We start from the raw sequence: 22517 nt of genomic DNA, 5'->3' as shown, positions 1-22517 counted from the left end.
CAAGACTTGACACTTTTTTGTGTACCCAAGCCGTAGAAGGCGTTAACAATGTCAAGGTTAATTTTGACGAAAAAACAGCAATAGTTGTTTTTGATCCTACCGTGACAACGTTAGAATAAATAGGGCCGGCTTCGACCAATGCCGGATATCCCGCAACGCCTGAGCGATAAGAAGCAGTAAATGAAAGACAGGCCGTTACTCGCCTTCGCCATTGGTGGAACACCCATATTGGCTCTTTATTATTTCACACCGACTCTTGTTGGTCTCTTAAGCGTAATGGGCTTAGCTGAGATAACGGGAAAATTCGATGTTGTTCTTTTACCAGCTTTGGTAATTTTATCGGACTGACAGCTTATGCATTGTGGCGAAAGCGGCAATGTGCCGCCAGAAAAGAATGCAAAACTCAAAATAGGGAAAGTTAAGAAATGTCTGATTGTTGCTCAACCGAAGTCTCTGACATAAGTGAAACAAAAAAAATGACACAGCCTGATTTACTTGTAATCGGCGGTGGATCGGGTGGTTTTTCTGCGGCTATTACTGCGGCAGAAAGCGGAGCCAATGTCGTTATTGCCGGACATGGCACTATCGGCGGCACATGCGTCAATGTTGGCTGCGTTCCATCAAAAACCATGATACGAGCGATGGAAGCTGTGCACCATGCCAAGGATGCGGCCCGCTTTGACGGGATAAAAGGAACATCGGAAATTTTTAATTGGAAAGCGCTGGTAGCCCAAAAGCAAAGCCTTGTCGATGAATTGCGAAAGGCTAAGTATGAGGATGTGCTCCCTTCATATCCAAATATTACCTATGTGAACATGGAAGATAAGGCCCGTTTCACTGGCAACAGAACGGAAGTTGATATTGATGGCGTTCTCTATCACCCAAAAAAGATTGTGATTGCTACAGGATCATCTTCCGCATTGCCACCCATCAATGGTATCCAAAGCGTACCGGTGCTAGATAGCACATCGGCCCTTGAGCTTGAAGCGCTTCCCAAGTCATTACTCGTGATTGGTGGTGGTGTGATCGGTGTAGAGCTGGGGCAGATGTTTGCCCGCGCAGGGGTCAAGGTCACGATATGCTGTCGTTCTCGCCTGTTACCTGAAGCGGAGCCAGAAGTATCTCGGGCATTAGCGGGTTATCTGCGGGCAGAAGGTGTGACTGTCTGTGATGGCGTTAGGTATCAGAAAATCGAAAAAACGACTAAAGGCATTAAGCTGGTATGCGAGACGCGGGCCGGTTTGGATGCTATTGAAGCCGAGCAGCTTCTAGTAGCCACAGGCCGCAGACCGAATACTGATGCCCTTGATGCAGATAAAGCAGGCATTAAACTGCTCAAGAATGGTGGCATTGAAATCAATGAATTTATGCAATCTTCTAATCCCGACATTTATGCGACAGGGGATGTTACGGGTAATGATATGTTTGTCTACATGGCGGCTTATGGCGGCAAGCTCGCAGCAAAAAACGCACTTGACGGTAACGGGCATAAATATAATAACGCTGCCATGCCATCTGTTGTTTTTTCCGATCCACAAACAGCCATGGTTGGATTAACCGAAACTCAGGCTAGAACCCAAGGTCATGAGGTTAAAACCAGCATCATTACACTTGATCATGTACCGCGCTATATTGCCGCACGGGATGTGCGAGGACTTATAAAGCTGGTGGCAGACAGGGAAACCGATAAGCTGCTTGGTGCGAATATATTAGCACCTGATGGCGGTGAGCTTGTTCAGACAATGGTGCTGGCTTTAAAAATGGGCATGACCACAGCGGATTTAGCAAATACAATTTTTCCTTATCTGACAGGTGTAGAAGGATTAAAACTTGCCGCGCAGACCTTCGATAAAGATGTGAACACTTTATCCTGTTGTGCAGGATGATTACGAATAGAGAGCATTGGGGATTGCAATCAAGGCAACCCTGATAACCTGAGCAGCTATTGGGCCTGCGCTTAGGAGTGTTCGCTTGGGTATCGGTGCAAAGCAACCCTAATTTGATAATCACCCCGCATTCAATTTTTATTCAAGTCAGCAACCACGATCCCCTGCCCTTTCTTGTGTCAAAACGGTTCCCTTATGGCACCTTGGAATACGCTTTCCTTCTCAAGGAATCAAATTATTCTATTGCCTCAAAACCGAGAACTGAGTTGATTGTATGTCTTGGAGCTATAGTCAAATTTGGTGTATAGAAAATCAAGCAACTGCCTGTTTTTGATCATTTCTTTGCTTAATGCTATTTACAAATTGAATGCCACTGATGCATCCGCTAATCGTTTATAGCTTCTTAATCGGAACCCTTCTTTCTGCGCCATTTCCATTAGCTTGAACGCCATAGCCAACACTGTTGCCCAGCTTCCGCAATGCTGGGTACTGGTTGTTCTTAGTCTAACGGGGGCAAAGGCGGACTCAACCGGATTAATGGTTTAATTAGGTGCCAATACTAAAAATGATATGACGATTTCTAAGGTTGTTCAAGATATCAAGACCGTGACTAACCACAACCTCAGACTGAGGATGCTTGAGTTCGGCAGCAATTTGTTCTAGCAACTCGCGGCCGGTCTTTTCGTCTTCTGCAATAATCAGCTGTATGAGACGCGCTGTCACCGGATTCGCCTCAATAAAACGAACATGATCATCCCGATCACGGTAAACAACAAGATGAGTTAAATTCTCATCGGCTTCCTTTGGCTGGAATTCCGGACTGATTTTATGTACTGGAAAGCGGTAACTCAACAACCAGGCCAGCGGAGAGATGATCATTCTACTTTCAAGCAGATTATCCTCAGAATTTATAGTGGATTCATCCACTTCCTTGTCCAGGATAGAGAGTGCAAGTTCGGCCCATTCATAATGCGCGAGCTCTAGCATAAAGACGGGATCATCCGGGTGAGGCGCACGCGTTTGTTCCAGGTATTTCAAAAACTCGCGGGGCATTTCTGGAAACAAAGGTGTCTGAGACAGATGACGGGAGAAGTATGTCCTGATTATGGCATGCCAATGACTATCCGGCATAATCTTACGTAACACCGGATAAGTATCGGCCAGATAACTTTCCACATTATTATAAAATAATTCACGATAGATTTTCATGCGACGCGCCTCAACATCATCAGGGCGCGGATGATTCTCCGGATCACGAATATAAGCCGCAAAAGCGTACTGCTTACGGATAAAGGCAGGACGGTCAGGCGTGTTGTATGTGATTGTCATTCCGACTTTGTTGCTGCAATTGCAATGTGCGAATAGTGTCGACCTCTGTCAACAATTCAGTCCAGGATGGAATATTGAAGTCACGCTCTAACAATGTGGGCATAACACCAAAATATTGATATGATTTTTTGAGTAATGTCCAAACCGGATCAGTGACGGCTGCGCCATGGGTATCGATAATGAGGTCTTCCGCTTCGACGTAATGACCCGCTACATGGATATAATGGATGCGTTCAGCAGGCAATCTCTTGAGAAAATCTTCCGCGTCATAGCCGTGGTTTATACTGTTTACGTAAATATTATTGACATCCAGCAATAAATCACAATCTGCTGCCTCCAATACCGCGTTTAAAAAATCAATCTCTTCCATTTCTTTTCCAGGCGCAGCGTAGTAAGAGACGTTTTCCATTGCAATACGTTGCTTTAAGGTATCCTGCACGCGCCTGATTCGATCAGCCACATAGTCAACGGCATCTTCAGTAAACGGTATCGGCAGCAAATCATACAGATGACCATCGTCGCTGCAATAACTCAAGTGTTCGCTATAATAACGAACGTCATGTTCTGTCATGAAACGTTTCAAACGCTGTAGAAATGCTTGATCTAATGGCGAAGGGCCACCAATTGACAAGGATAAACCATGGCAAATAAATGGATATCGTTCAGTCAATTCGCGCAGTTTTTTACCGTAGTAACCACCGACACCCATCCAGTTTTCAGGTGCAATTTCCCAAAAATCGACTGGCTGAACAGACTGATCAGCAAGCGGACTCATTAGAGCCCGCCGCAAACCGAGTCCAGCACCATAAACGGAACAATGTTTCTTGTTCATGGTCAGGTAGCGTCTTTATCTTCTAGATTGCGCCGACCTGCTTCTCACTTGCCTTCTTTTTCAGGTTGCTTATTGCCATCGGCATTGCTTTCCTTGTCACTTTTCATCTTGCCGCCGCATTTGCCTTCACCGCATTTACCTTCCTTTTCAGATTTTTTGCTGTCACTGGCACCTTCCTTCTCAGATTTTTTATCGCCATGTTCACCGCTAGATGCCAGTTGCATATAGCCACTTGATAATTCATTCATGGCAAAAGGATTCACGTCAGTGTCCGTTGAAGCGGAAAGATGACCAACGGTCAGACTCGTTATAAACGCAGTACCCACTGCAAGCGATATCGGTTTTACTGATTTTTTAGACATATATTTTGTCTCCGTAAAAAATTAAATAAGGGTCGACCTTAAGCAGTCATCATTCCAAGTGATTCCACGATTTCTCATCTCGTCACCTGAGTACATTTGAAAAGCCATATTAAATGACAACGTGAGATTGAATATATCCTCTAATATGGCAATACTTCCATACGCTAGCCGGTATATCTCTATGTTTACCCTTGTTCCAGGCAGTCAAACCGAACTGCCTGGCTACCAGCATACATTACAACACAGCCATTTTAGGAACACTTTTCTCAAAGATACGAGGTCAGTGTACTGATAATCTGCATGGGTTTCAATTGCCTCCTATTTTCAGGAAATTATTTTTGTCAATCAATAATCCATGCTCAGCATATTTATCAAACACAGATAACGCGTTATTCTGTCTGTGTATCCCGCATTCTTAATTTGAAATATGATAACTCGTCAGTCTTTCTGTCGATAATAACGATGCACGGCGCATACGAGTATTCACTATGTGCTTCAACAGGATGAATATAGAAATCCGAAAAAATTTTATCAAATAGCGCGTAAAACTTCGTCCTTCAGGGCGGAGATATAAGCGCATAGGCGAAGCCTGTTTAATGCGATCTTTGCTGTTGTTCAATATATTGCTTAATAATCGAGAGTGGTGCTCCACCACAACTACCCGCAAAATAGCTTGGACTCCAAAGCATATTACCCCAAAGCTTATTTTTAATTTCGGGATAATTCTTTTTGCGAATAAGTCGGCTTGAAACGCCTTTCAAACTATTTACCAAGTTAGAAATAGCAATTTTTGGTGGATAGTTAACTAAAAGGTGAATATGGTCATGCTCACCGTTAAATTCCACCAATTCTGCTTCAAAATCCAAACACACGTTTTTAAATATTTCTTCCAAATCAATTAATACCCTTCCGGAGAAAACATCTCTACGGTATTTTGTTACAAAGACCAAATGAACATGAAGATTAAAAACGCAATTTCTTCCTGTTCTTACATCGTTATTAACTTGCATAGACTAATTCCTTTTTGTATAATTATAACCATGAAGCAGATTATACGCAAAGCCTTTAAATTTCGACTCAATCCAAATTCTGACCAAGTACAGAAGATGGTTGAGTTTGCGGGTGCTAATCGGTTTGTTTGGAATAAAGCCTTAGCAATGAATCTGTTCAGATTAGAGCAGAAACAGCCATTGCTTTGGTACAACGAGTTGTCATTTTGGCTAAAGCTATGGAAATCCTCAGAAGATTATGGATTTCTAAAAACCGTTCATTCTCAACCGTTGCAACAAGCCTTAAAAAACTTAGAAAAAACGTTCAAAGACGGTTTTGATAAAAAACAGCCTTTAAAACGGATTCCAAAATTCAAGAAAAAAGGTTTGAGTGACAGCTTTCGTTATCCACAAGGATTTAAGCTGGAGCAAGAGTCTAACAAAGTGTTCTTGCCTAAAATCGGTTGGGTGAAATATCGTAATTCACGCCAAGTCATTGGTGACGTTAAAAATATGACGATTTCCCGTAAAGGCGGTTATTGGTACGTGTCGATTCAGACTGAGTACGAGACCGAGCTAAAGCGTCATAGCTCAACCAGTATGATTGGTGTTGATATGGGCGTTACCCGCTTTGCAACCTTGTCAGACGGCTCATACGTAGAACCTTTAAACAGTTTCAGAAAGTTATCAAAGAAACTGGCTTTTGAACAGCGTAAGCTGTCTAAAAAAGTCCGTTTCTCTGCTAACTGGAAAAAGCAGAAACAAATCATTACCCGACTGCATGAGCGTATTGCCAATGCTCGTTTAGACTTCTTACACAAAACCTCAACCGAAATCAGCAAAAATCACGCAATGGTCGTAGTTGAGAATTTAAAGATAGGAAACATGTCTAAGAGTGCCAAGAGCAGTGTTGAAAAGCATGGTAAAAACGTCAAAGCGAAATCGGGTCTAAACAAATCCATTCTTGACCAAGGATGGGGAATGTTCGTTTCGTTCTTGGAGTATAAACAGGCTTGTTCAGGCGGGGATGTATTGAAGGTAAACCCTCAATACACCTCTCAAACCTGCCCTGGATGTCAACATGTTAGTCGTGACAATCGCAAAAGCCAAAGTGCTTTTGAATGTACAGAATGTGGATTTAAAGCCAATGCCGACTTGGTAGGTGCCTTGAATGTACTTGAGCGAGGACATCGCTTGTTAGCCTGTGGAGTTGAAACGTTAGTTTCGTCTAAGAAGCAGGAACCAGTAGACAGTAGCAATACAAACCTACTCTTAACGGTTTAATAAGTCGCTAGGAATCCCCTTCGTTTAGGAAGGGGAGGATGTCAAGCCCTTAAATTTTATAGGTAAATAAAAAAATCATGTCAAATCATATTTATAAGAAAATAGAACTGACCGGTTCATCGACCATTGGCATACAAGATGCCATAGAGAATGCGATAGCCAGAGCCGCAAAAACGATACACAACATGCACTGGTTTGAAGTGACTGAAACTCGCGGTCACATTGATCAAGACAAGGTTGCACACTGGCAAGTCACTATTAAAATTGGACTTTCCTTAAACGATGAATTGCATAAATGAGCGCTCTGAACACTTTGGGTTCTACCTGATATATCGCTAGCTGAAGAATTTTCAATCAAATTACTTCATGCAACGTGGATTTTTACCCATCGTATTCGCCTGCTGCCTTAATTGTAGGGCTTTGGGCATGTGTGCCTGCAGATCTTCAATACGTGTCGCATGCGATGGATGAGTCGATAAAAATTCCACAGGTTGCGCGCCCTGGCTGGCTTGCGCCATTTTCTGCCATAACGTAACACTTTCGGTCGGATTAAATCCAGCCTTCGCCATCAGATCCAAACCAATAATATCGGCCTCGCTTTCATGCAGCCTGCTGAAAGGCATAATTACGCCATATTCCGCACCAATACCCAATAGACTAATGGCCGTTTGTCCCAATGCTGTTTGCGGTGCAGCAACCGCGCTAACCAGAGATATGCCCATTTGTGCTCCCAATTTTTGAGACATACGCTCGTTACTATGATTAGCGAGCACATGAGCGACTTCATGGCCCAATACTGCCGCCAGTTGATCCTGATTATCAACCAGATTGATCAGGCCGGTATGTACACCAATTTTTCTGCCCGGTAATGCAAACGCATTCAGCGACTCGTCTTTAAATACCACCACTTCCCATTCACCACCCACTTCGCGAGTGATGCTGGCTGCAATACATTGAACAAACTGCGTCTGTTTATTGCTACCACTGGTTACCTTGTCCTTTTTTAAATTTTCAAACGCTTGCAGTCCCATCGCATCCAGTTCGCTGTCAGGCATAAAAGCCAATTGACTTCTACCCGTGGGCGTTGTCGAACAGGCGGCAAGAAAAAATACAATCGATAAAACAAAAATCAGTTGTATCCTCATGGCGGTATTCCCCCTAAGAAAGTAAAGGCATTAATAATAATGCAATGAGAAGAAATGCCCAGATCAAATTTCTCACGAACATATTCTATCTCTCTCTTATTCAGAAATTTCCTTTATGATGCCTATCAATTTATCTTACGCGATTTTTATATGCCCCAAATTAACGATTTATTCCCACACGTTTTCACTATCCCTCATATCCGAATCCATATAGCAAGAAAACCGGCTGGTTTCAATGTTAGTATTCATAATTAATTCGTGCGATAGACCCGGGTACACATTACGGGACTATCTCGTAATATACGATTCATCCATTTTTACTATATAACCTGTTAATTATTAACAAATAGATGAGACAAGTACCTCAATTTTGGGCTATTTCGAGACAGGCCCATTATTAGGAATTTTAATTCACGGTATAATCAACGCTTTACAGCAAAGAAACCAAGCTCCATGCAAGAAAAATACCATCCCCAGGAAATCGAACAAGAAGCGCAGCAATACTGGAAAGAAACGGCTGCATTTAAATCGGTTGAAGTTTCCAGTAAACCAAAATATTACTGCCTCTCAATGTTCCCTTATCCTTCGGGTAAGTTACATATGGGCCACGTGCGCAACTATACCATTGGGGATGTGCTGTCCCGTTATCGCCGTATGCAGGGCTACAATGTACTACAACCCATGGGCTGGGATGCCTTTGGCCTGCCTGCTGAGAATGCTGCCATGCAAAACAATGTGCCGCCCGCTCAATGGACCTATGACAATATCGCTTACATGCGAGAACAATTGAAGAGCCTGGGACTCAGTATCGACTGGAGTCGCGAACTGGCTACCTGTAACCCGGACTATTACCGCTGGAATCAATGGTTATTTCTACGCATGCTAGAAAAGGGATTGGCTTATCAAACGACAGGTACCGTAAACTGGGATCCTGTCGATCAAACCGTACTCGCTAATGAACAGGTAATAGATGGATGTGGCTGGCGCACGGGTGCCCCTGTGGAAAAGCGCGAGATCCCGATGTATTACATGAAAATAACCGCTTACGCGGATGAACTGTTAGAAGCCTTGAACACGCTGGATGGCTGGCCTGAACGGGTCAAGACCATGCAAGCTAACTGGATTGGCAAAAGCTATGGCGTCGATATTACTTTTCCCGCTGATGCGGCATCTGGTACGCCACACGCGGTGAAAGTCTTTACCACCCGAGCAGATACCCTACTAGGTGCGACTTATGTTGCCGTAGCGGCAGAACACCCCATTGCATTACATGCCGCCAAAAATAATCCGACATTAGATGCGTTCATTCAGGAATGCAAACAGGGCGCAACCAAAGAAGCTGATCTGGCTGTCCAGGAAAAAAAGGGAATGGATACCGGTTTATTTGTCATACATCCCCTCAATGGTGAAAAGCTGCCAATATGGATCGCTAACTATGTGCTCATGGGATATGGTGAAGGCGCCGTCATGGCGGTTCCTGCACACGATGAACGCGATTTTGCATTCGCAACTCAATACTCCTTGCCGATCCGAGCGGTTATCAAAGCAAGCGATTGTGATTTAGAGGTGCCACTGAAAGAAGCATTTGTAGCCTATGGCGTTACCTTTGATTCAGGTGTATTTTCTGGCCTGGAATTTCAAGCAGCTGTCGATGCTATTGCCGCAGCGCTCAAACAAAAAGGGCTGGGAGAGAAACGCGTACAATATCGTTTACGTGACTGGGGTATCTCACGTCAACGCTATTGGGGTTGTCCGATTCCACTGATTCATTGTCAAACCTGCGGCGTTGTTCCTGTCCCGGATGATCAGCTTCCCGTGGTGTTACCCGAAAACCTCGTACCGGATGGCTCAGGCAATCCACTGGCCAAAACACCTGCTTTCTATGAATGTACCTGTCCCCAGTGCGGTCAGCCCGCTAGAAGAGAGACAGACACCATGGATACATTTGTAGATTCATCCTGGTACTATATTCGCTACGCTTGTCCCGATCAGGACAAAGCCATGACTGATGAACGAGCAAATTACTGGCTACCGGCAGATCAATATATCGGTGGCATCGAACATGCCATTCTGCATTTATTATATTCGCGTTTCTGGAGCAAAGTAATGCGCGATCTCGGGTTACTTACACTGGATGAACCATTTACCAACCTGTTAACCCAAGGCATGGTATTAAACGAAATTTTCTTTCGGAAAACCGATCACGGGCGTATCACATATTTCAATCCAACCGAAGTTGATATTCAATTTGATGAGCAAGGCAAGCGTTGTGGCGCCATACTACAAGCTGATAATCAACCGGTAGAATCCGGCGGCATCGGCACGATGTCCAAATCAAAAAATAATGGGGTTGACCCGCAAAAACTAGTCACACAATATGGCGCAGATACTGCGCGTTTGTTTATGATGTTTGCCAGCCCACCGACACAGACATTAGAATGGGCAGATACCGGTGTTGATGGCGCATTCCGTTTTCTGAAACGATTGTGGAAGCAAGTCTATACTCACTTACAGCAAGGGATGGTGCAAGCTGATACCACACAGCACCATGCATACTCTTTTGAACTGAAATCTTTACGCTTCCAGTTACACCAGACTATCACTAAAGTCAGCGATGATCTGGAGCGGCGCCATACTTTTAATACTGCCATCGCAGCCATAATGGAATTAATGAATAACCTCTCAGCAGCACCAGCAGCAGACCCGGCCAGCCGTAACCTGATGCAGGAAGCATTGGAAAACATTGTATTACTTCTTTCGCCCATAGTGCCTCATATCTGTCACGCATTGTGGCAAGAGCTCAAACCGGGAACACAGTTACTTGATCAGCCATGGCCGCAAGCAGATGCTTCAGCACTGATTCAGGACGAAATAAAACTCATTGTTCAGGTCAATGGCAAATTACGCGGCCAAATATACATCGCCAAAGATGCCAATCGTACAGCAATTGAAGATATAGCATTAAATAATGCTCATGTAAAAAAACACGTTGATGGACAGGTGATTAAAAAGATCGTGGTCGTCCCAAACAGACTAGTTAATATCGTTATATAATAGTACTTGAAACGCTGGGTGGCTATGTTGATTCAGATATATCTTAAAAAAAGAACGATTAATCTTGTCATTACGTCCTCATCTGTTGTTATGCTGGGTTGTCTCGATTTTATTAGCCGACCAATCCAATGAGATTAAACAAACAAAAAATCTTTGTCATTGTTATATTATGTGCACTGACTGCTTGCGGCTTTAAATTGCGCGGGCAGATTTCCAACCTGCCCTTTAAATCGCTATACGTCTCCGCACCAGCAGGACATTCAATTGGAACAGACCTGGAACGCTCTATTGATGCCCGAACAACAACCCAGGTTGTCCATAAAGCGGAAGATGCCGAAGCAATACTGCAAGTGATCAGCGCAACCAATGAAAAAAGGATTCTGTCTCTATCAGGTGGCGGCAGAGTACGTGAATTTGAATTAATCTACCGAGTTTCGACCCGTCTTGTTGATTCCAAAGGAATAGAGCTGGCACCAGCCAGTGAGCTCGTTTTGATGCGTAATCTCCCCTTTCTGGATGCACAGATATTAGCTAAGGAAGCAGAAGAAAAAATGCTTTATAAAGACATGCAGGATGATGCAGTACAGCAAATCATATGGCGTCTATCAACAGTCAATCCATAATGGCATGACGCTTCTACTGGCACTCAGAAACCAGTAATGCATCATTCTAATCACTTAGTCTCATTAGATTTCTAAAGGGGTATATTCGTAAACATGCGGATAAAACCTGATCATCTTTCCCAACATCTCAAAAAGCAGATCGTTCCACTTTATACGCTGTTTGGCAATGAGTCGTTACTCGTAATTGAGGCAGCTGATTTAATCCGCAGTATTGCCTATGAGCAAGGTTATACGGAACGAGAAGTTTTTACAGTGGACCAGCGCTTTGACTGGTCGGATTTACAACATGCCAGCAGCAGCTTATCGCTGTTTGGTACGCGCAGAATCATGGATATACGTATCCCATCAGGTAAGCCAGGTAAAGTCGGTGGCAAAGCAATCGAAGCGTATTGTCACGCATTACCTCCTGATACCCTCACACTCATAACACTGCCCAAAATTGATAAACAGAATCAATCTGCCAAGTGGTTTAAAGTGCTTGAGAATACGGGCGTCATGATTGCGTTTTATCCCATTGAACGTACACAATTACCCATCTGGATAGAACAACGTCTCAGCATTCAACAACAAAAAGTCAATGCTGACACGCTACAATTCCTGGCAGATAAGGTCGAAGGTAACCTATTGGCGGCACATCAGGAAATCAAAAAACTCGCATTACTCTATCCGACTGGTATATTGTCATTCGATCAGGTAAAAAATGCCGTACTTAATGTCGCACGTTATGATGTTTATCAATTATCGGAAGCGATGGTCACTGCCAATATCGTTCGTTACGCCCGCATACTGACAGGATTGCAGGAAGAAGGGGTGGCGCCCCCTTTAATTCTGACTACTTTGGCAGAACAGATCCGCACACTCATCTTTATTTGCAAAGGCCTGAATGCTGGCAAGCCCAGCGCTCAACTAATGACAGAAGCCAGATTATGGGGAGATCGACAGAAAATTATGCTCGCCGCAGCCAGACGTATCGGTCTCAAATCCTTGACACTCGCCCTCCTACATGCCGCAAAGATAGACAGAATCAGTAAAGGTGTCTGCAAAGGCGATACCTGGGATGAGTTACTACAACTGGGGAGGACATTCGCGATAACACGACCGAACACTATACCGTTTACATTAGACTGAAAACAACGGTTGAGCAATCACTGCCGGGATCCTCAAAAACAGATCACGTCTCAATGCTCAGTTTTACTCTTATATCTGTCAGCATTTTCCGCAGTTTTTTCTTTGGTTTTGCCAGCATAGCGTTAAGATTTTTTTCTTCACTATAAATCGACGAGGCAGCATGCCATTACAAATTATTTTAAAGTATCTTACGTTAGCACTCTTGTGGTTCGCACCCAGCATCGTAAATGGGGAAACACAAATCATACTAACACTTGAAAAAGCCATCGAGATGGCCATCCAAAACAATCCCGATCTGGCGCAAATGCAAGCGCGCGCCGAAGCAATGGCAGCCATCCCATCTCAGGTAGGGACGCTGCCCGATCCAGAAATCAGTTTTAGTGCTATGAGCTTGCCGACCAACTCATTTAATGTCGCCCAGGAAGATATGACACAAATAGGTCCAGGTATTTCTCAAGCCATTCCATTTCCAGGAAAATTAGCCTTACGTAGCTCAGCGGCAACTTTTGAGGCAAAAGCTGCATTAGAAAATGTAACGGAAGCTCGGTGGTGGTTACTCAGTAACGTCAAACAAATCTGGTGGCAAGTTTTTTACCTGGATCATGCGCTACAAGTCGTAAAAGACAACCAATCATTGCTAAAACAGTTTATTCAGATCACACGTATAAAATATGAGGTGGGTGAAGGATTGCAACAGGATATTTTGTTGGCACAATTGGAGCTCTCCAACTTATTAGATCAACAACTTAAACTAGAAGGTGCGCGGCGTAATTCTGCTGCGCAATTGAACGCATTACTGGATCAAGCCGCCAACCAGCCGGTAACATTGCCTGAAGAAATAGCAGAAGAATTGCCAACTGTTATTTCTGAAACTGCACTGTACCAGCTGGCCGAACATTCCAGGGCACTGCTGGCATCGAAACATGAATCTATCAATGCTGCAAGGGCCCGTGTAGATCTGGCTAAAAGAGATTTTTATCCGGACTTTAAATTAGGGGCCTCTTATGGATTCCGGCGCAACGGCCCTACAGGGATTGATCGAGCAGATTTTTTAACACTGGATCTGAGTATGAACGTTCCTATTTTCCTGGATAGAAAACAAGCCAAGGCAGTGGATCAGCGTAATAGTGAATTGATGCAACAGAAATATATGCTACAAGATGAATGGAATAAAGTGCGCGCCCAGATCTCACAAAGCTATAGCGATTTCCAACGTGCCACGGAACAAACAATATTGTTTAAAACCGGCATCATTCCCCAGGCAAGGCAAACCGTCGAATCGATGTTGCTTGGTTATCAGGTGAGTAAAGTCGATTTTCTGAATCTGATTCGCAGTCAGATCGCTTTATTTAATCATGAACTGCGATATTGGAATGCTTTTGCAGAAGCCAATCAGGCTTTAGCTCAGTTAACGGCTGCTGTCGGAAAGGAAGCCATTTATGAATAAATCACTTACTACCACGGCTGTTGTTATGCTGCTAGTCGGTATGAGTAGCGGCTACTGGTTGGCAAATAGTCCGTTGCTCTCAAATGGCACCGATAAGACTATGCATCAGCCAGAATACGGACAGCGGGATGCAGCAAGGGATAATAAGCCCTTATTTTATCGTAACCCAATGAATCCATCCGTTACTTCTTCCTCTCCTGCAAAAGATTCCATGGGTATGGACTATATCCCAGTATACGCTAACCCTGGCAGCGAAGAAGGCAATCCAGCGGGTACCGTTATCATCGACGCAGTCACTATGCAAAATATCGGGGTACGTACTGCAACGGTCAAGAAGGACATACTTTCGCATGTTGTGCGGACAGTCGGACGGGTCTCCTATGATGAAGAGCGCATCGTAAGATTACACCCTAAAGTTGAAGGTTGGATAGAAACGATGTACGTGCACAACACGGGTGAGAAAGTGATGCAAGATCAAAACCTGTTAAGTATTTATTCTCCCCAGTTAGTTGCCAGTCAACAAGAATATATTCTGGCTCTCAATAGTCTTAAAGAACTCAAGCGCAGTCCAATTGAAAATATCCGTCGCAGCGCGGAGGAACTCGTAAGCAGTTCACGTGCAAGATTAAGGTTATTGGACGTGCCCGAGCATCAACTATACGATCTGAGCCAGAACCATAATATACATAAAAGTCTCCATATTCACAGCCCGGCATCTGGCATTGTGGTCAGCATTGGCGCACGTGAAGGTCAATATGTAACCCCCGCCACCGAGATCTACATGATTGCCGATTTATCCGAAATATGGGTATACGCCGATATTTACGAAAATGAATTACCCTGGGTTAAAGAAGGTGATCTGGTTGAAATGCAATTAGCCGGCATTCCTGGACGAACCTTCAGAGGACATCTGACTTTCATCTATCCTTATGCCGAAGCCAAAACTCGAACAATCAAGGCACGCCTGCAATTTAATAATGCGGATCTGTTACTAAAACCGGATATGTTTGCCGAAATAACCATCTATGCAAGCAAGCGAATCAATGCATTAGTCATTCCATCTGAGGCAGTTATTCGTTCAGGTATACGCGACAAGGTCTTGGTGACACGCAGTAGCGGAAAATTTGAACCACGTTCTATTACAACCGGTTTATCGTCTAATGGAAAAACTATCATCCTGGATGGGTTAGAAGAAGGCGAAACGGTTGTCACATCATCCCAGTTTCTAATTGATTCCGAATCAAGTTTACGTGAAGCCACGGCCAAAATGAGAGATCCCGCATTACAGGAACCAGAACCCAACCCACTGCAGATCGAGCAAGGGGCTCATCAACATGATTAATGCCATTATTAATGGCTCTTTAAAGCATCGCTTCATGGTTCTGCTGGCAACAGCTGTTCTGGCCGTAGCCGGTCTCTGGTCTTTCAAGCATATACCGCTGGATGCTATTCCAGACTTATCCGATGTACAAGTCATCATATATACCGAATATCCCGGACAGACACCGCAGGTTATTGAAGATCAGGTCACCTATCCGTTGACCACCGCCATGTTAGCCGTACCCCATGCAAAAGTAGTGCGTGGTTATTCCTTTTTTGGATCATCGTTTGTTTATATCATTTTCGAGGATGGCGTCGATCCCTATTGGGCCAGGTCCCGGGTATTGGAATATCTCAATTTTGCCAGCCAGCGATTACCACAGGGAATCAGTCCGTCACTGGGACCGGATGCGACCGGTGTTGGCTGGATTTATGAATATGCTCTGATTGATAAAACAGGCAAACATGATCTGGCTCAATTACGCTCTATTCAGGATTGGTATCTGCGGTATCCGTTACAAGCGGTTTCAGGCGTATCAGAAGTCGCATCAGTCGGCGGCTACGTCAAGCAATATCAAATAGAAGTTAATCCCAATGCCTTACTCGCCTATGGAATTCCCTTATCCAAAGTAAAACAAGCCATCCAGCGTTCAAATAATGATGTTGGGGGACGACTCATAGAAATGGCCGAAACAGAATATATGGTACGCGGTTTGGGTTATATCCGCTCTTTGGAGGATATTCAAAGTATCCCTGTGGGCTTTGATAGCAATGGCACACCGGTTCGCCTACAGGATGTTGCGCATATTCAGATTGGCCCGGAGCTGCGTCGCGGTGTGGTCGAGCTGGATGGCGAAGGTGAAGTCGTCGGAGGCATCGTTATCATGCGTTTTGGTGAAAACGCCCAGAAAACCATACTAAGAATACACAAAAAACTACAAGAACTTCAACAAGGACTACCGGAAGGCGTTGAAATAGTGACGGTTTATGACCGTGGCCATTTGATTGAACGGGCAGTCAACACACTGAATAACACCTTAATTCAGGAACTCGCCATTGTCAGTGTTTTAGTCGCCTTGTTTTTACTCCACCTGCGCTCATCATTGGTCATTATTATCACACTGCCACTGGGTATACTGATCGCATTTATCATCATGAAATGGCAAGGTATCAATGCGAACATCATGTCTTTGGGAGGCATTGCCATCGCAATTGGTGATATGGTCGATGGCGCTATCGTGATGGTAGAACATGCTCATAAACATCTCAGTGATGCAGTTGCAAAGAAAAAAGCGGCGCTGACTCAGAAGGAGCGCTGGCAGGTCATTGGCAACGCATCACGTGAAGTGGCACCCGCGCTGTTTTTTTCATTGCTGATTATCACCGTTTCTTTTGTTCCTATTTTCGTGATGCAGGCACAAGAAGGGCGCTTATTCAGTCCACTGGCATATACGAAATCCTATGCGATGGCAGCCGCCGCAATTCTGACCATCACGGTAGTACCCGTATTGATGGGTTATCTCATTCGCGGCAGAATTATTCCCGAACGTGAAAACCCAGCCAACCAATTATTGCATTTCATTCATGCCCCGATACTCAAACTAGCCATGCGCTGGCGCGTCATCACATTCATTCTGGCCACATTATTGCTTACCACAACCATCTACCCACTGTCCAAGATTGGTAGTGAATTTATGCCGCCATTAGACGAAGGTGATATTCTTTACATGCCCAGTACTTTTCCCGGAATTTCTATTACCAAGGCTAAAGAACTTTTACAGCAAACTGACAAAATAATTAAATCCTTTCCCGAAGTGCAACATGTTTTTGGAAAGATTGGCCGTGCCGAAACGGCTACCGATACTGCGCCACTGTCAATGATGGAAACGACCATACAGCTTAAGCCCAGATCAGAATGGCCCGATCCCGATAAGACGACACAAACACTCATGGCTGAAATGGATCAGACGATTCAATTCCCGGGATTGGCCAACGTATGGACAATGCCGATCAAAACACGCATTGATATGTTATCGACCGGTATTAAAACACCGATTGGTATCAAAATTTCGGGACCGGATCTAAATACACTACAACACTTGTCCGAACAGATTGAACAGATCATGCAAACTATGCCAGAAACGTTGTCCGCCTTCGGTGATCGTGCTGTCGGTGGCTATTATTTGGATTTTAATATTAAACGCGAAGAGGCAGCACGCTATGGTCTGACAGTCGGTGATATACAAGATGTCATTCAAAGTGCGATCGGGGGAGTCAATATCACCGAAACAATAGAAGGTCTGGAGCGCTATCCGGTTAATCTTCGATACCCACGAGAACTGCGTGATAATCGGGAAAGTCTGGAGCGTATGCTCATTCCGACGCCCACCGGCGCGCAAATACCATTGACACTGGTGGCCGATGTTACATTGAGACGAGGTCCTGATGCCATTAAAAGTGAAAATGCACGTCCCAATGCCTGGGTATATGTGGATATTAAGAATGCTGACATCGGTGGGTTTGTATCCCAGGCGAAACAGCTTATAGCTCGTCAGATAGCTCTTCCGACGGGCTATACTATTGGCTGGTCAGGACAATTTGAATATATGGAGCGCGCCGCAGAAAGGCTACGTATAGCAATACCACTCACGCTCACACTGATCTTTTTTCTACTCTATGTTATCTTTCGCAATATCACTGAACCAGTGATCGTTATGCTAACTATTCCTTTTGGCTTGATCGGTGGTATATGGCTAGTATATATCTTGGAATTCAATCTTTCTGTCGCAGTTTATGTCGGTTTTATTGCACTCGCGGGAACCGCAGCGGAAACCGGGGTAATGGTGTTGAGTTTTATTAATATTGAAATCGCCAGGTTACGGCGGCAAAAACAAACCCGTTTATCCCCTGTAGAAATCAACGAGGCGGTTAAAAAAGCCACCAGCATGCGTATGCGGCCCGTGGCAATTACCGCTTTTACCACCATGATCGCTTTAATTCCTGTTATGTTTGCCACTGGTAGTGGTGCTGATGTCACACAGCGCATAGCTGCGCCCGTACTGGGCGGCATGCTGACTGTACTCATACTGAGCCTGCTGGTTATTCCCGCGCTCTATAGTTTAATTCTGCAGATTCAGGAAGAGACCATGCATCATGAGCATAGATTATAAGAAAACACTGTCTAATTTCTTGGATGGTATAACAACTCAATATCGGAGCCGTAATAATGAATAATACAGATATTAAGCAATATATGCAGTCAGTGGGTCGTCAGGCACGGGCCGCTGCTCGTTTAATAGCCAAAGCTGAAACTGCAGTCAAAAACCAGGCCCTCATCGCCATGGCCGAAGCAATTAATCGTGATCAACAAAAATTACTGGCTGCCAACGCGCAAGATTTACAAGCAGCACGAGATAAAGGTCTCGATGCCGCATTAATCGACCGTTTAACACTATCTGCCGAAGGCGTTACCAATATGGCAGAAGGTCTACGGCAAATTGCTGCGCTGGCTGACCCTGTTGGAGAAATCAGTGGTTTAAATTATCGCCCCTCCGGGATACAGGTTGGAAAAATGCGGGTACCGCTTGGTGTGGTCGGTATCATTTATGAAGCGCGCCCCAATGTTACGGCAGATGCCGCTGGACTATGCCTCAAAGCAGGTAATGCAGCCATTCTGCGGGGAGGTTCAGAAGCTATTCATAGTAACCAGGCTATCGCCATCTGCGTCAGAGAAGGGTTGGAAAGTGCCGGATTACCGGAAACAGCGGTACAAGTTATAGAAACAACAGATCGTGCCGCAGTCGGAGAACTGATTACTATGCAGGCATTTGTCGATGTAATTGTCCCACGCGGCGGCAAAGGATTGATCGAGCGCGTCTCCGCTGAAGCACGGATTCCCGTCATCAAGCATCTGCATGGCGTATGTCATGTATACATTGACGATCAAGCCGATTTAGATAAGGCTGTTCGTATTGCTGATAACGCCAAAACCCAGCGTTATGGGACCTGCAATACCATGGAAACTCTGTTAATACATGAAGCGATTGCCAAAGAAGTACTGCCGCCATTATGTCAGATTTATCTCGAAAAAGGCGTCACATTACGCGGAGACGCCACTGCCTGTCAGATTATGCCGCAAATGAGTTCAGCTACCGAGGATGATTGGTTTACAGAGTATCTTGCACCCATTCTGAGCATCCGTATCGTGAACGGACTGGAACAAGCCATGGATCATATTGCCCACTATGGTTCACAACATACTGATTCAATCGTTACCGAGAATTATTCACGAGCACGTCGCTTTCTACGCGAGGTTGATTCCAGCTCAGTAATGGTCAATACTACCACCCGCTTTGCGGATGGCTTTGAATACGGTCTCGGTGCAGAAATTGGTATATCAACTGACAAAATTCATGCACGCGGTCCGGTAGGACTGGAAGGCCTGACCAGCCAGAAATATATTGTACTGGGGAATGGACAGATAAGATCATAATTCATGTCAGTCATGCATTTCCATAATTGGGTGAATGCAAACCCAATCTATCAAATTAAATAAGGTAGCCATGATTCAAGTCATCGAAATAGAAATCCCGGATATCGGGGATTTTAAAGATATTCCCATTATTGAAATATTGGTCAGTCCAGGTGATGTAGTGGAGAAGGAAGCGCCTCTAATCACACTGGAGACTGATAAAGCAACTTTGGAAATACCTGCCCCACAGGCGGGAGTCATCAAAGAGATAACAGTCAAAGTCGGCGATAAGGTATCGCAAGGATCGCCTATCCTGACATTAGAAACAAGCAATCAACAAGCCGAAGCTACTGCTACCCTCCCAACGACTGAAATCCAGAGCAACAGCATTGATACAGCAGAAGATACGCCGTTAATCAAGCCTGAAATAGCACCGGACTTAGCCAGCATAAAAAATTTCCCACATGGCGATATACACGCTGAGGTAGTCGTACTCGGTGCAGGACCAGGCGGTTATACTGCTGCATTCCGTGCCGCTGATCTTGGCAAGAAAGTCATATTAATAGAGCGCTACCCTTCTCTCGGTGGCGTTTGCCTGAATGTAGGCTGCATTCCTTCAAAAGCGTTATTGCATGTTGCTAAGGTTATCACTGAGGCGAAAGATGCTGAACACCAGGGTATTGTTTTCGGGAAACCCAAAATCACACTCGACAAGCTGCGGGCCTGGAAAGAATCCGTAATAGGTAAATTGACCAAAGGGTTAAAGGCATTAGCAAAAAAACGTAAAGTCGAAGTAATACAAGGTACAGGTCAATTTTCCACAAATCATATGATTCAGGTTGAAACACCCACCGGAACCAAAACTGTTTCATTCGATTATTGCATCATCGCTGCGGGCTCTAGTGTGGCACGCATTCCCGGATTTCCTTATGATGATCCACGGATTATTGATTCAACCGGCGCACTAAAGCTGGAAGAAATCCCCAAGCGCATGCTCATCATCGGTGGCGGAATCATTGGCCTTGAAATGGCAACAGTCTATGATGCACTGGGTTGCAAAATCAGTGTTGTAGAATTAATGGAACAACTTATTCCGGGCGCCGACGCCGATCTTATTCAACCACTTTATAAACGTATAAAAAAACGCTACGAGGCGATTTATCTCAAGACTAAAGTAACCGCAATTGAAGCAAAAAAAACTGGCCTGAAAGTGACTTTTTCAGGAGAAAATGCACCTGAGCCACAGACTTACGATCGCATATTGATGGCAGTTGGGCGCCGCCCCAATGGGCATGATATTGGTGCTGAAAATATCGGTATCCACGTCAATGAACGTGGTTATATCCAGGTTGACCAACAATTACGGACCAATATCCCACATATTTTTGGAATTGGAGATATTGTTGGCGAACCGATGCTGGCACACAAAGCCACTCACGAAGGCAAACTTGCCGCAGAAATTATTGCCGGACATAAGGTGGTATTTGATGCGCGCACCATTCCCTCAGTCGCTTATACCGATCCAGAGATTGCCTGGATGGGCCTGACAGAGAACGCAGCAAAACAACAGGGCATTGATTATGAAAAAGTAACCTTTCCCTGGGCAGCCAGTGGGCGCGCAATTGCAATGGCTCGTGAAGAAGGGATGACTCATTTATTGCTGGATAAAAATACCCGACATATTTTGGGTGCAAGCATCGTTGGCGTTAATGCAGGCGAACTCATTTCCGAAACAGTATTGGCGCTAGAAATGGGTGCCGATATGGAAGATATTAGTCTCACGATCCATCCACATCCGACCCTTTCAGAGACCATTTTATTTGCGGCTGAAATTGCAGAGGGCTCTATTACAGATCTTTATATACCCAAAAAATAGCTACATTAATTGGGTTTCCGCGACTGGCCACCCCATCTCATTACTCATTGAAATCGCAAGCCGCAAACCAACAAAATACCCTGAAAACACGCATTAACCACAGTGATATCCCGCAAGTTAATCAGGTATTAGAAGAAACAGCCGCTCGGTATAGCTCATATATGAGATGGGTTGCCATACTGAAAAGAGATGGTAAAGCTCTATCTGCTTCATTTTAATAATAGATCCGAATTCAATACTGACTCATGACTACTTTATTATTTCTGTAAAATCCACAGCCGAATTGATTCCTAAAATTACTTAGAAAGAGCCTATTTTTTCAAAATAAAAAACGATTATTTATCTTCCACTTTTAATCCATGCAGAGACTCAAAGTCATTATCACGATATTCTTAGCTGCTCATTAAAAATAAGTTTGAATCAACACCCTGTACTGTCACTCAAATTCAATAAAAGAATCATGATATCGCCTGTTACTAAACTAAAAAATATTTGAAAGTCGAATTAATGGGTGATAATGTAGTTTAGAGATATCACAAACAGAATAAATTTAGCACCTACCAACTCATTCTTTATTATAAAACGCGGTGATATATACTCGTAAGAAACCATTAGTTCAATATATCCCCAATCTGTCAAATTTAAAATTGGTGTGCTTATCATTCAATATCAAAACTTATGGAGTCCTCATTTCTTAAAACATCGTATATATATGCACTTTTCAATCAGGTTATTCTATTCTTGTTTTTATACTTTGTTTACTGCAACGGG

Annotated in this window: 17 protein-coding genes; 12 read left to right on the top strand and 5 right to left on the bottom strand. The window is 44.2% G+C overall.

The genetic code is table 11. The features are described 5' to 3' along the window. Window positions 1-180 precede the first annotated feature (180 nt). Both BUQ89_RS14560 and merA read left to right on the top strand, forming a co-directional pair. Window positions 181-348: a mercury resistance system transport protein MerF gene (locus BUQ89_RS14560; protein ID WP_425434855.1), complete on the top strand. Its 168-nt coding sequence runs from the start codon at window positions 181-183 to the stop codon at window positions 346-348. Window positions 349-425: 77 nt separating this feature from the next. After that, entirely contained in the window at window positions 426-1886 is a 1461-nt protein-coding gene (merA, locus tag BUQ89_RS05315; protein ID WP_028462363.1) for a mercury(II) reductase, read from the top strand. Between the two features lie 546 nt (window positions 1887-2432). On the opposite strand, the gene BUQ89_RS05310 is transcribed toward merA, so the two are convergent. The 4 genes from BUQ89_RS05310 to tnpA form a co-directional block, all read right to left on the bottom strand. Continuing rightward, a complete protein-coding gene (locus tag BUQ89_RS05310) occupies window positions 2433-3215 on the bottom strand; it encodes an HvfC family RiPP maturation protein (protein ID WP_028462364.1) in 783 nt (260 codons plus the stop codon). Then, window positions 3190-4047 carry an HvfB family MNIO-type RiPP peptide maturase gene (locus BUQ89_RS05305; protein WP_028462365.1) on the bottom strand — a complete coding sequence of 286 codons (858 nt, stop codon included), beginning with the start codon at window positions 4045-4047 and terminating at the stop codon, window positions 3190-3192. Before BUQ89_RS05305 ends, BUQ89_RS05310 begins: the two co-directional genes overlap by 26 nt. Before the next feature lie 44 nt (window positions 4048-4091). Beyond that, a complete protein-coding gene (locus BUQ89_RS05300; RefSeq protein WP_028462366.1) occupies window positions 4092-4409 on the bottom strand; it encodes an HvfA family oxazolone/thioamide-modified RiPP metallophore in 318 nt (105 codons plus the stop codon). Between the two features lie 593 nt (window positions 4410-5002). Further along, a complete protein-coding gene (gene tnpA, locus BUQ89_RS05295) occupies window positions 5003-5419 on the bottom strand; it encodes an IS200/IS605 family transposase (RefSeq protein WP_074202518.1) in 417 nt (138 codons plus the stop codon). A 30-nt stretch (window positions 5420-5449) separates the two neighbouring features. Here tnpA and BUQ89_RS05290 point away from each other — a divergent pair, with 30 nt between their 5' ends. Both BUQ89_RS05290 and BUQ89_RS05285 read left to right on the top strand, forming a co-directional pair. Then, complete coding sequence (locus tag BUQ89_RS05290; RefSeq protein WP_074202517.1) at window positions 5450-6682, top strand: RNA-guided endonuclease InsQ/TnpB family protein; 1233 nt, start codon at window positions 5450-5452, stop codon at window positions 6680-6682. Between the two features lie 77 nt (window positions 6683-6759). Continuing rightward, window positions 6760-6981 carry a dodecin gene (locus BUQ89_RS05285; RefSeq protein WP_028461446.1) on the top strand — a complete coding sequence of 74 codons (222 nt, stop codon included), beginning with the start codon at window positions 6760-6762 and terminating at the stop codon, window positions 6979-6981. Window positions 6982-7041: 60 nt separating this feature from the next. Here the strand turns inward: BUQ89_RS05285 and BUQ89_RS05280 are convergent, their stop codons facing one another. Then, the gene (locus tag BUQ89_RS05280; protein ID WP_028461447.1) at window positions 7042-7827 is read right to left on the bottom strand and encodes a M48 family metallopeptidase; all 786 of its coding nucleotides are present in this window, start codon (window positions 7825-7827) and stop codon (window positions 7042-7044) included. A 453-nt stretch (window positions 7828-8280) separates the two neighbouring features. Here BUQ89_RS05280 and leuS point away from each other — a divergent pair, with 453 nt between their 5' ends. From leuS to lpdA, 8 genes are all read left to right on the top strand, one after another. After that, complete coding sequence (gene leuS, locus BUQ89_RS05275) at window positions 8281-10881, top strand: leucine--tRNA ligase (protein WP_028461448.1); 2601 nt, start codon at window positions 8281-8283, stop codon at window positions 10879-10881. A 128-nt stretch (window positions 10882-11009) separates the two neighbouring features. After that, window positions 11010-11504 (top strand): LPS-assembly lipoprotein LptE, encoded by a 495-nt coding sequence (locus BUQ89_RS05270; protein WP_028461449.1) that lies wholly within the window; start codon window positions 11010-11012, stop codon window positions 11502-11504. A gap of 93 nt (window positions 11505-11597) precedes the next feature. Then, window positions 11598-12632, top strand: coding sequence for a DNA polymerase III subunit delta (gene holA / locus BUQ89_RS05265; RefSeq protein WP_036572997.1), 1035 nt, complete (start codon window positions 11598-11600; stop codon window positions 12630-12632). 160 nt (window positions 12633-12792) lie between these two features. Beyond that, window positions 12793-14079, top strand: a complete 1287-nt coding sequence (locus BUQ89_RS05260) for a TolC family protein (RefSeq protein ID WP_028461450.1) — start codon at window positions 12793-12795, stop codon at window positions 14077-14079. Continuing rightward, the gene (locus BUQ89_RS05255; RefSeq protein ID WP_028461451.1) at window positions 14072-15421 is read left to right on the top strand and encodes an efflux RND transporter periplasmic adaptor subunit; all 1350 of its coding nucleotides are present in this window, start codon (window positions 14072-14074) and stop codon (window positions 15419-15421) included. The genes BUQ89_RS05260 and BUQ89_RS05255 overlap by 8 nt, the downstream gene beginning before the upstream one ends. Further along, on the top strand, window positions 15414-18569 hold the full coding sequence (locus BUQ89_RS05250) for an efflux RND transporter permease subunit (RefSeq protein WP_028461452.1): 3156 nt from the start codon (window positions 15414-15416) through the stop codon (window positions 18567-18569). The genes BUQ89_RS05255 and BUQ89_RS05250 overlap by 8 nt, the downstream gene beginning before the upstream one ends. A 56-nt stretch (window positions 18570-18625) precedes the next feature. Beyond that, entirely contained in the window at window positions 18626-19891 is a 1266-nt protein-coding gene (locus tag BUQ89_RS05245) for a glutamate-5-semialdehyde dehydrogenase (RefSeq protein WP_028461453.1), read from the top strand. 70 nt (window positions 19892-19961) lie between these two features. Continuing rightward, the gene (gene lpdA / locus BUQ89_RS05240) at window positions 19962-21746 is read left to right on the top strand and encodes a dihydrolipoyl dehydrogenase (RefSeq protein WP_028461454.1); all 1785 of its coding nucleotides are present in this window, start codon (window positions 19962-19964) and stop codon (window positions 21744-21746) included. Window positions 21747-22517 lie beyond the last annotated feature (771 nt).

The organism is Nitrosomonas cryotolerans ATCC 49181 (assembly GCF_900143275.1).
Lineage (GTDB): Bacteria > Pseudomonadota > Gammaproteobacteria > Burkholderiales > Nitrosomonadaceae > Nitrosomonas > Nitrosomonas cryotolerans.
Note: the sequence above shows the minus strand (reverse complement) of the source record. Positions and strands in the feature narration are given on the sequence as shown.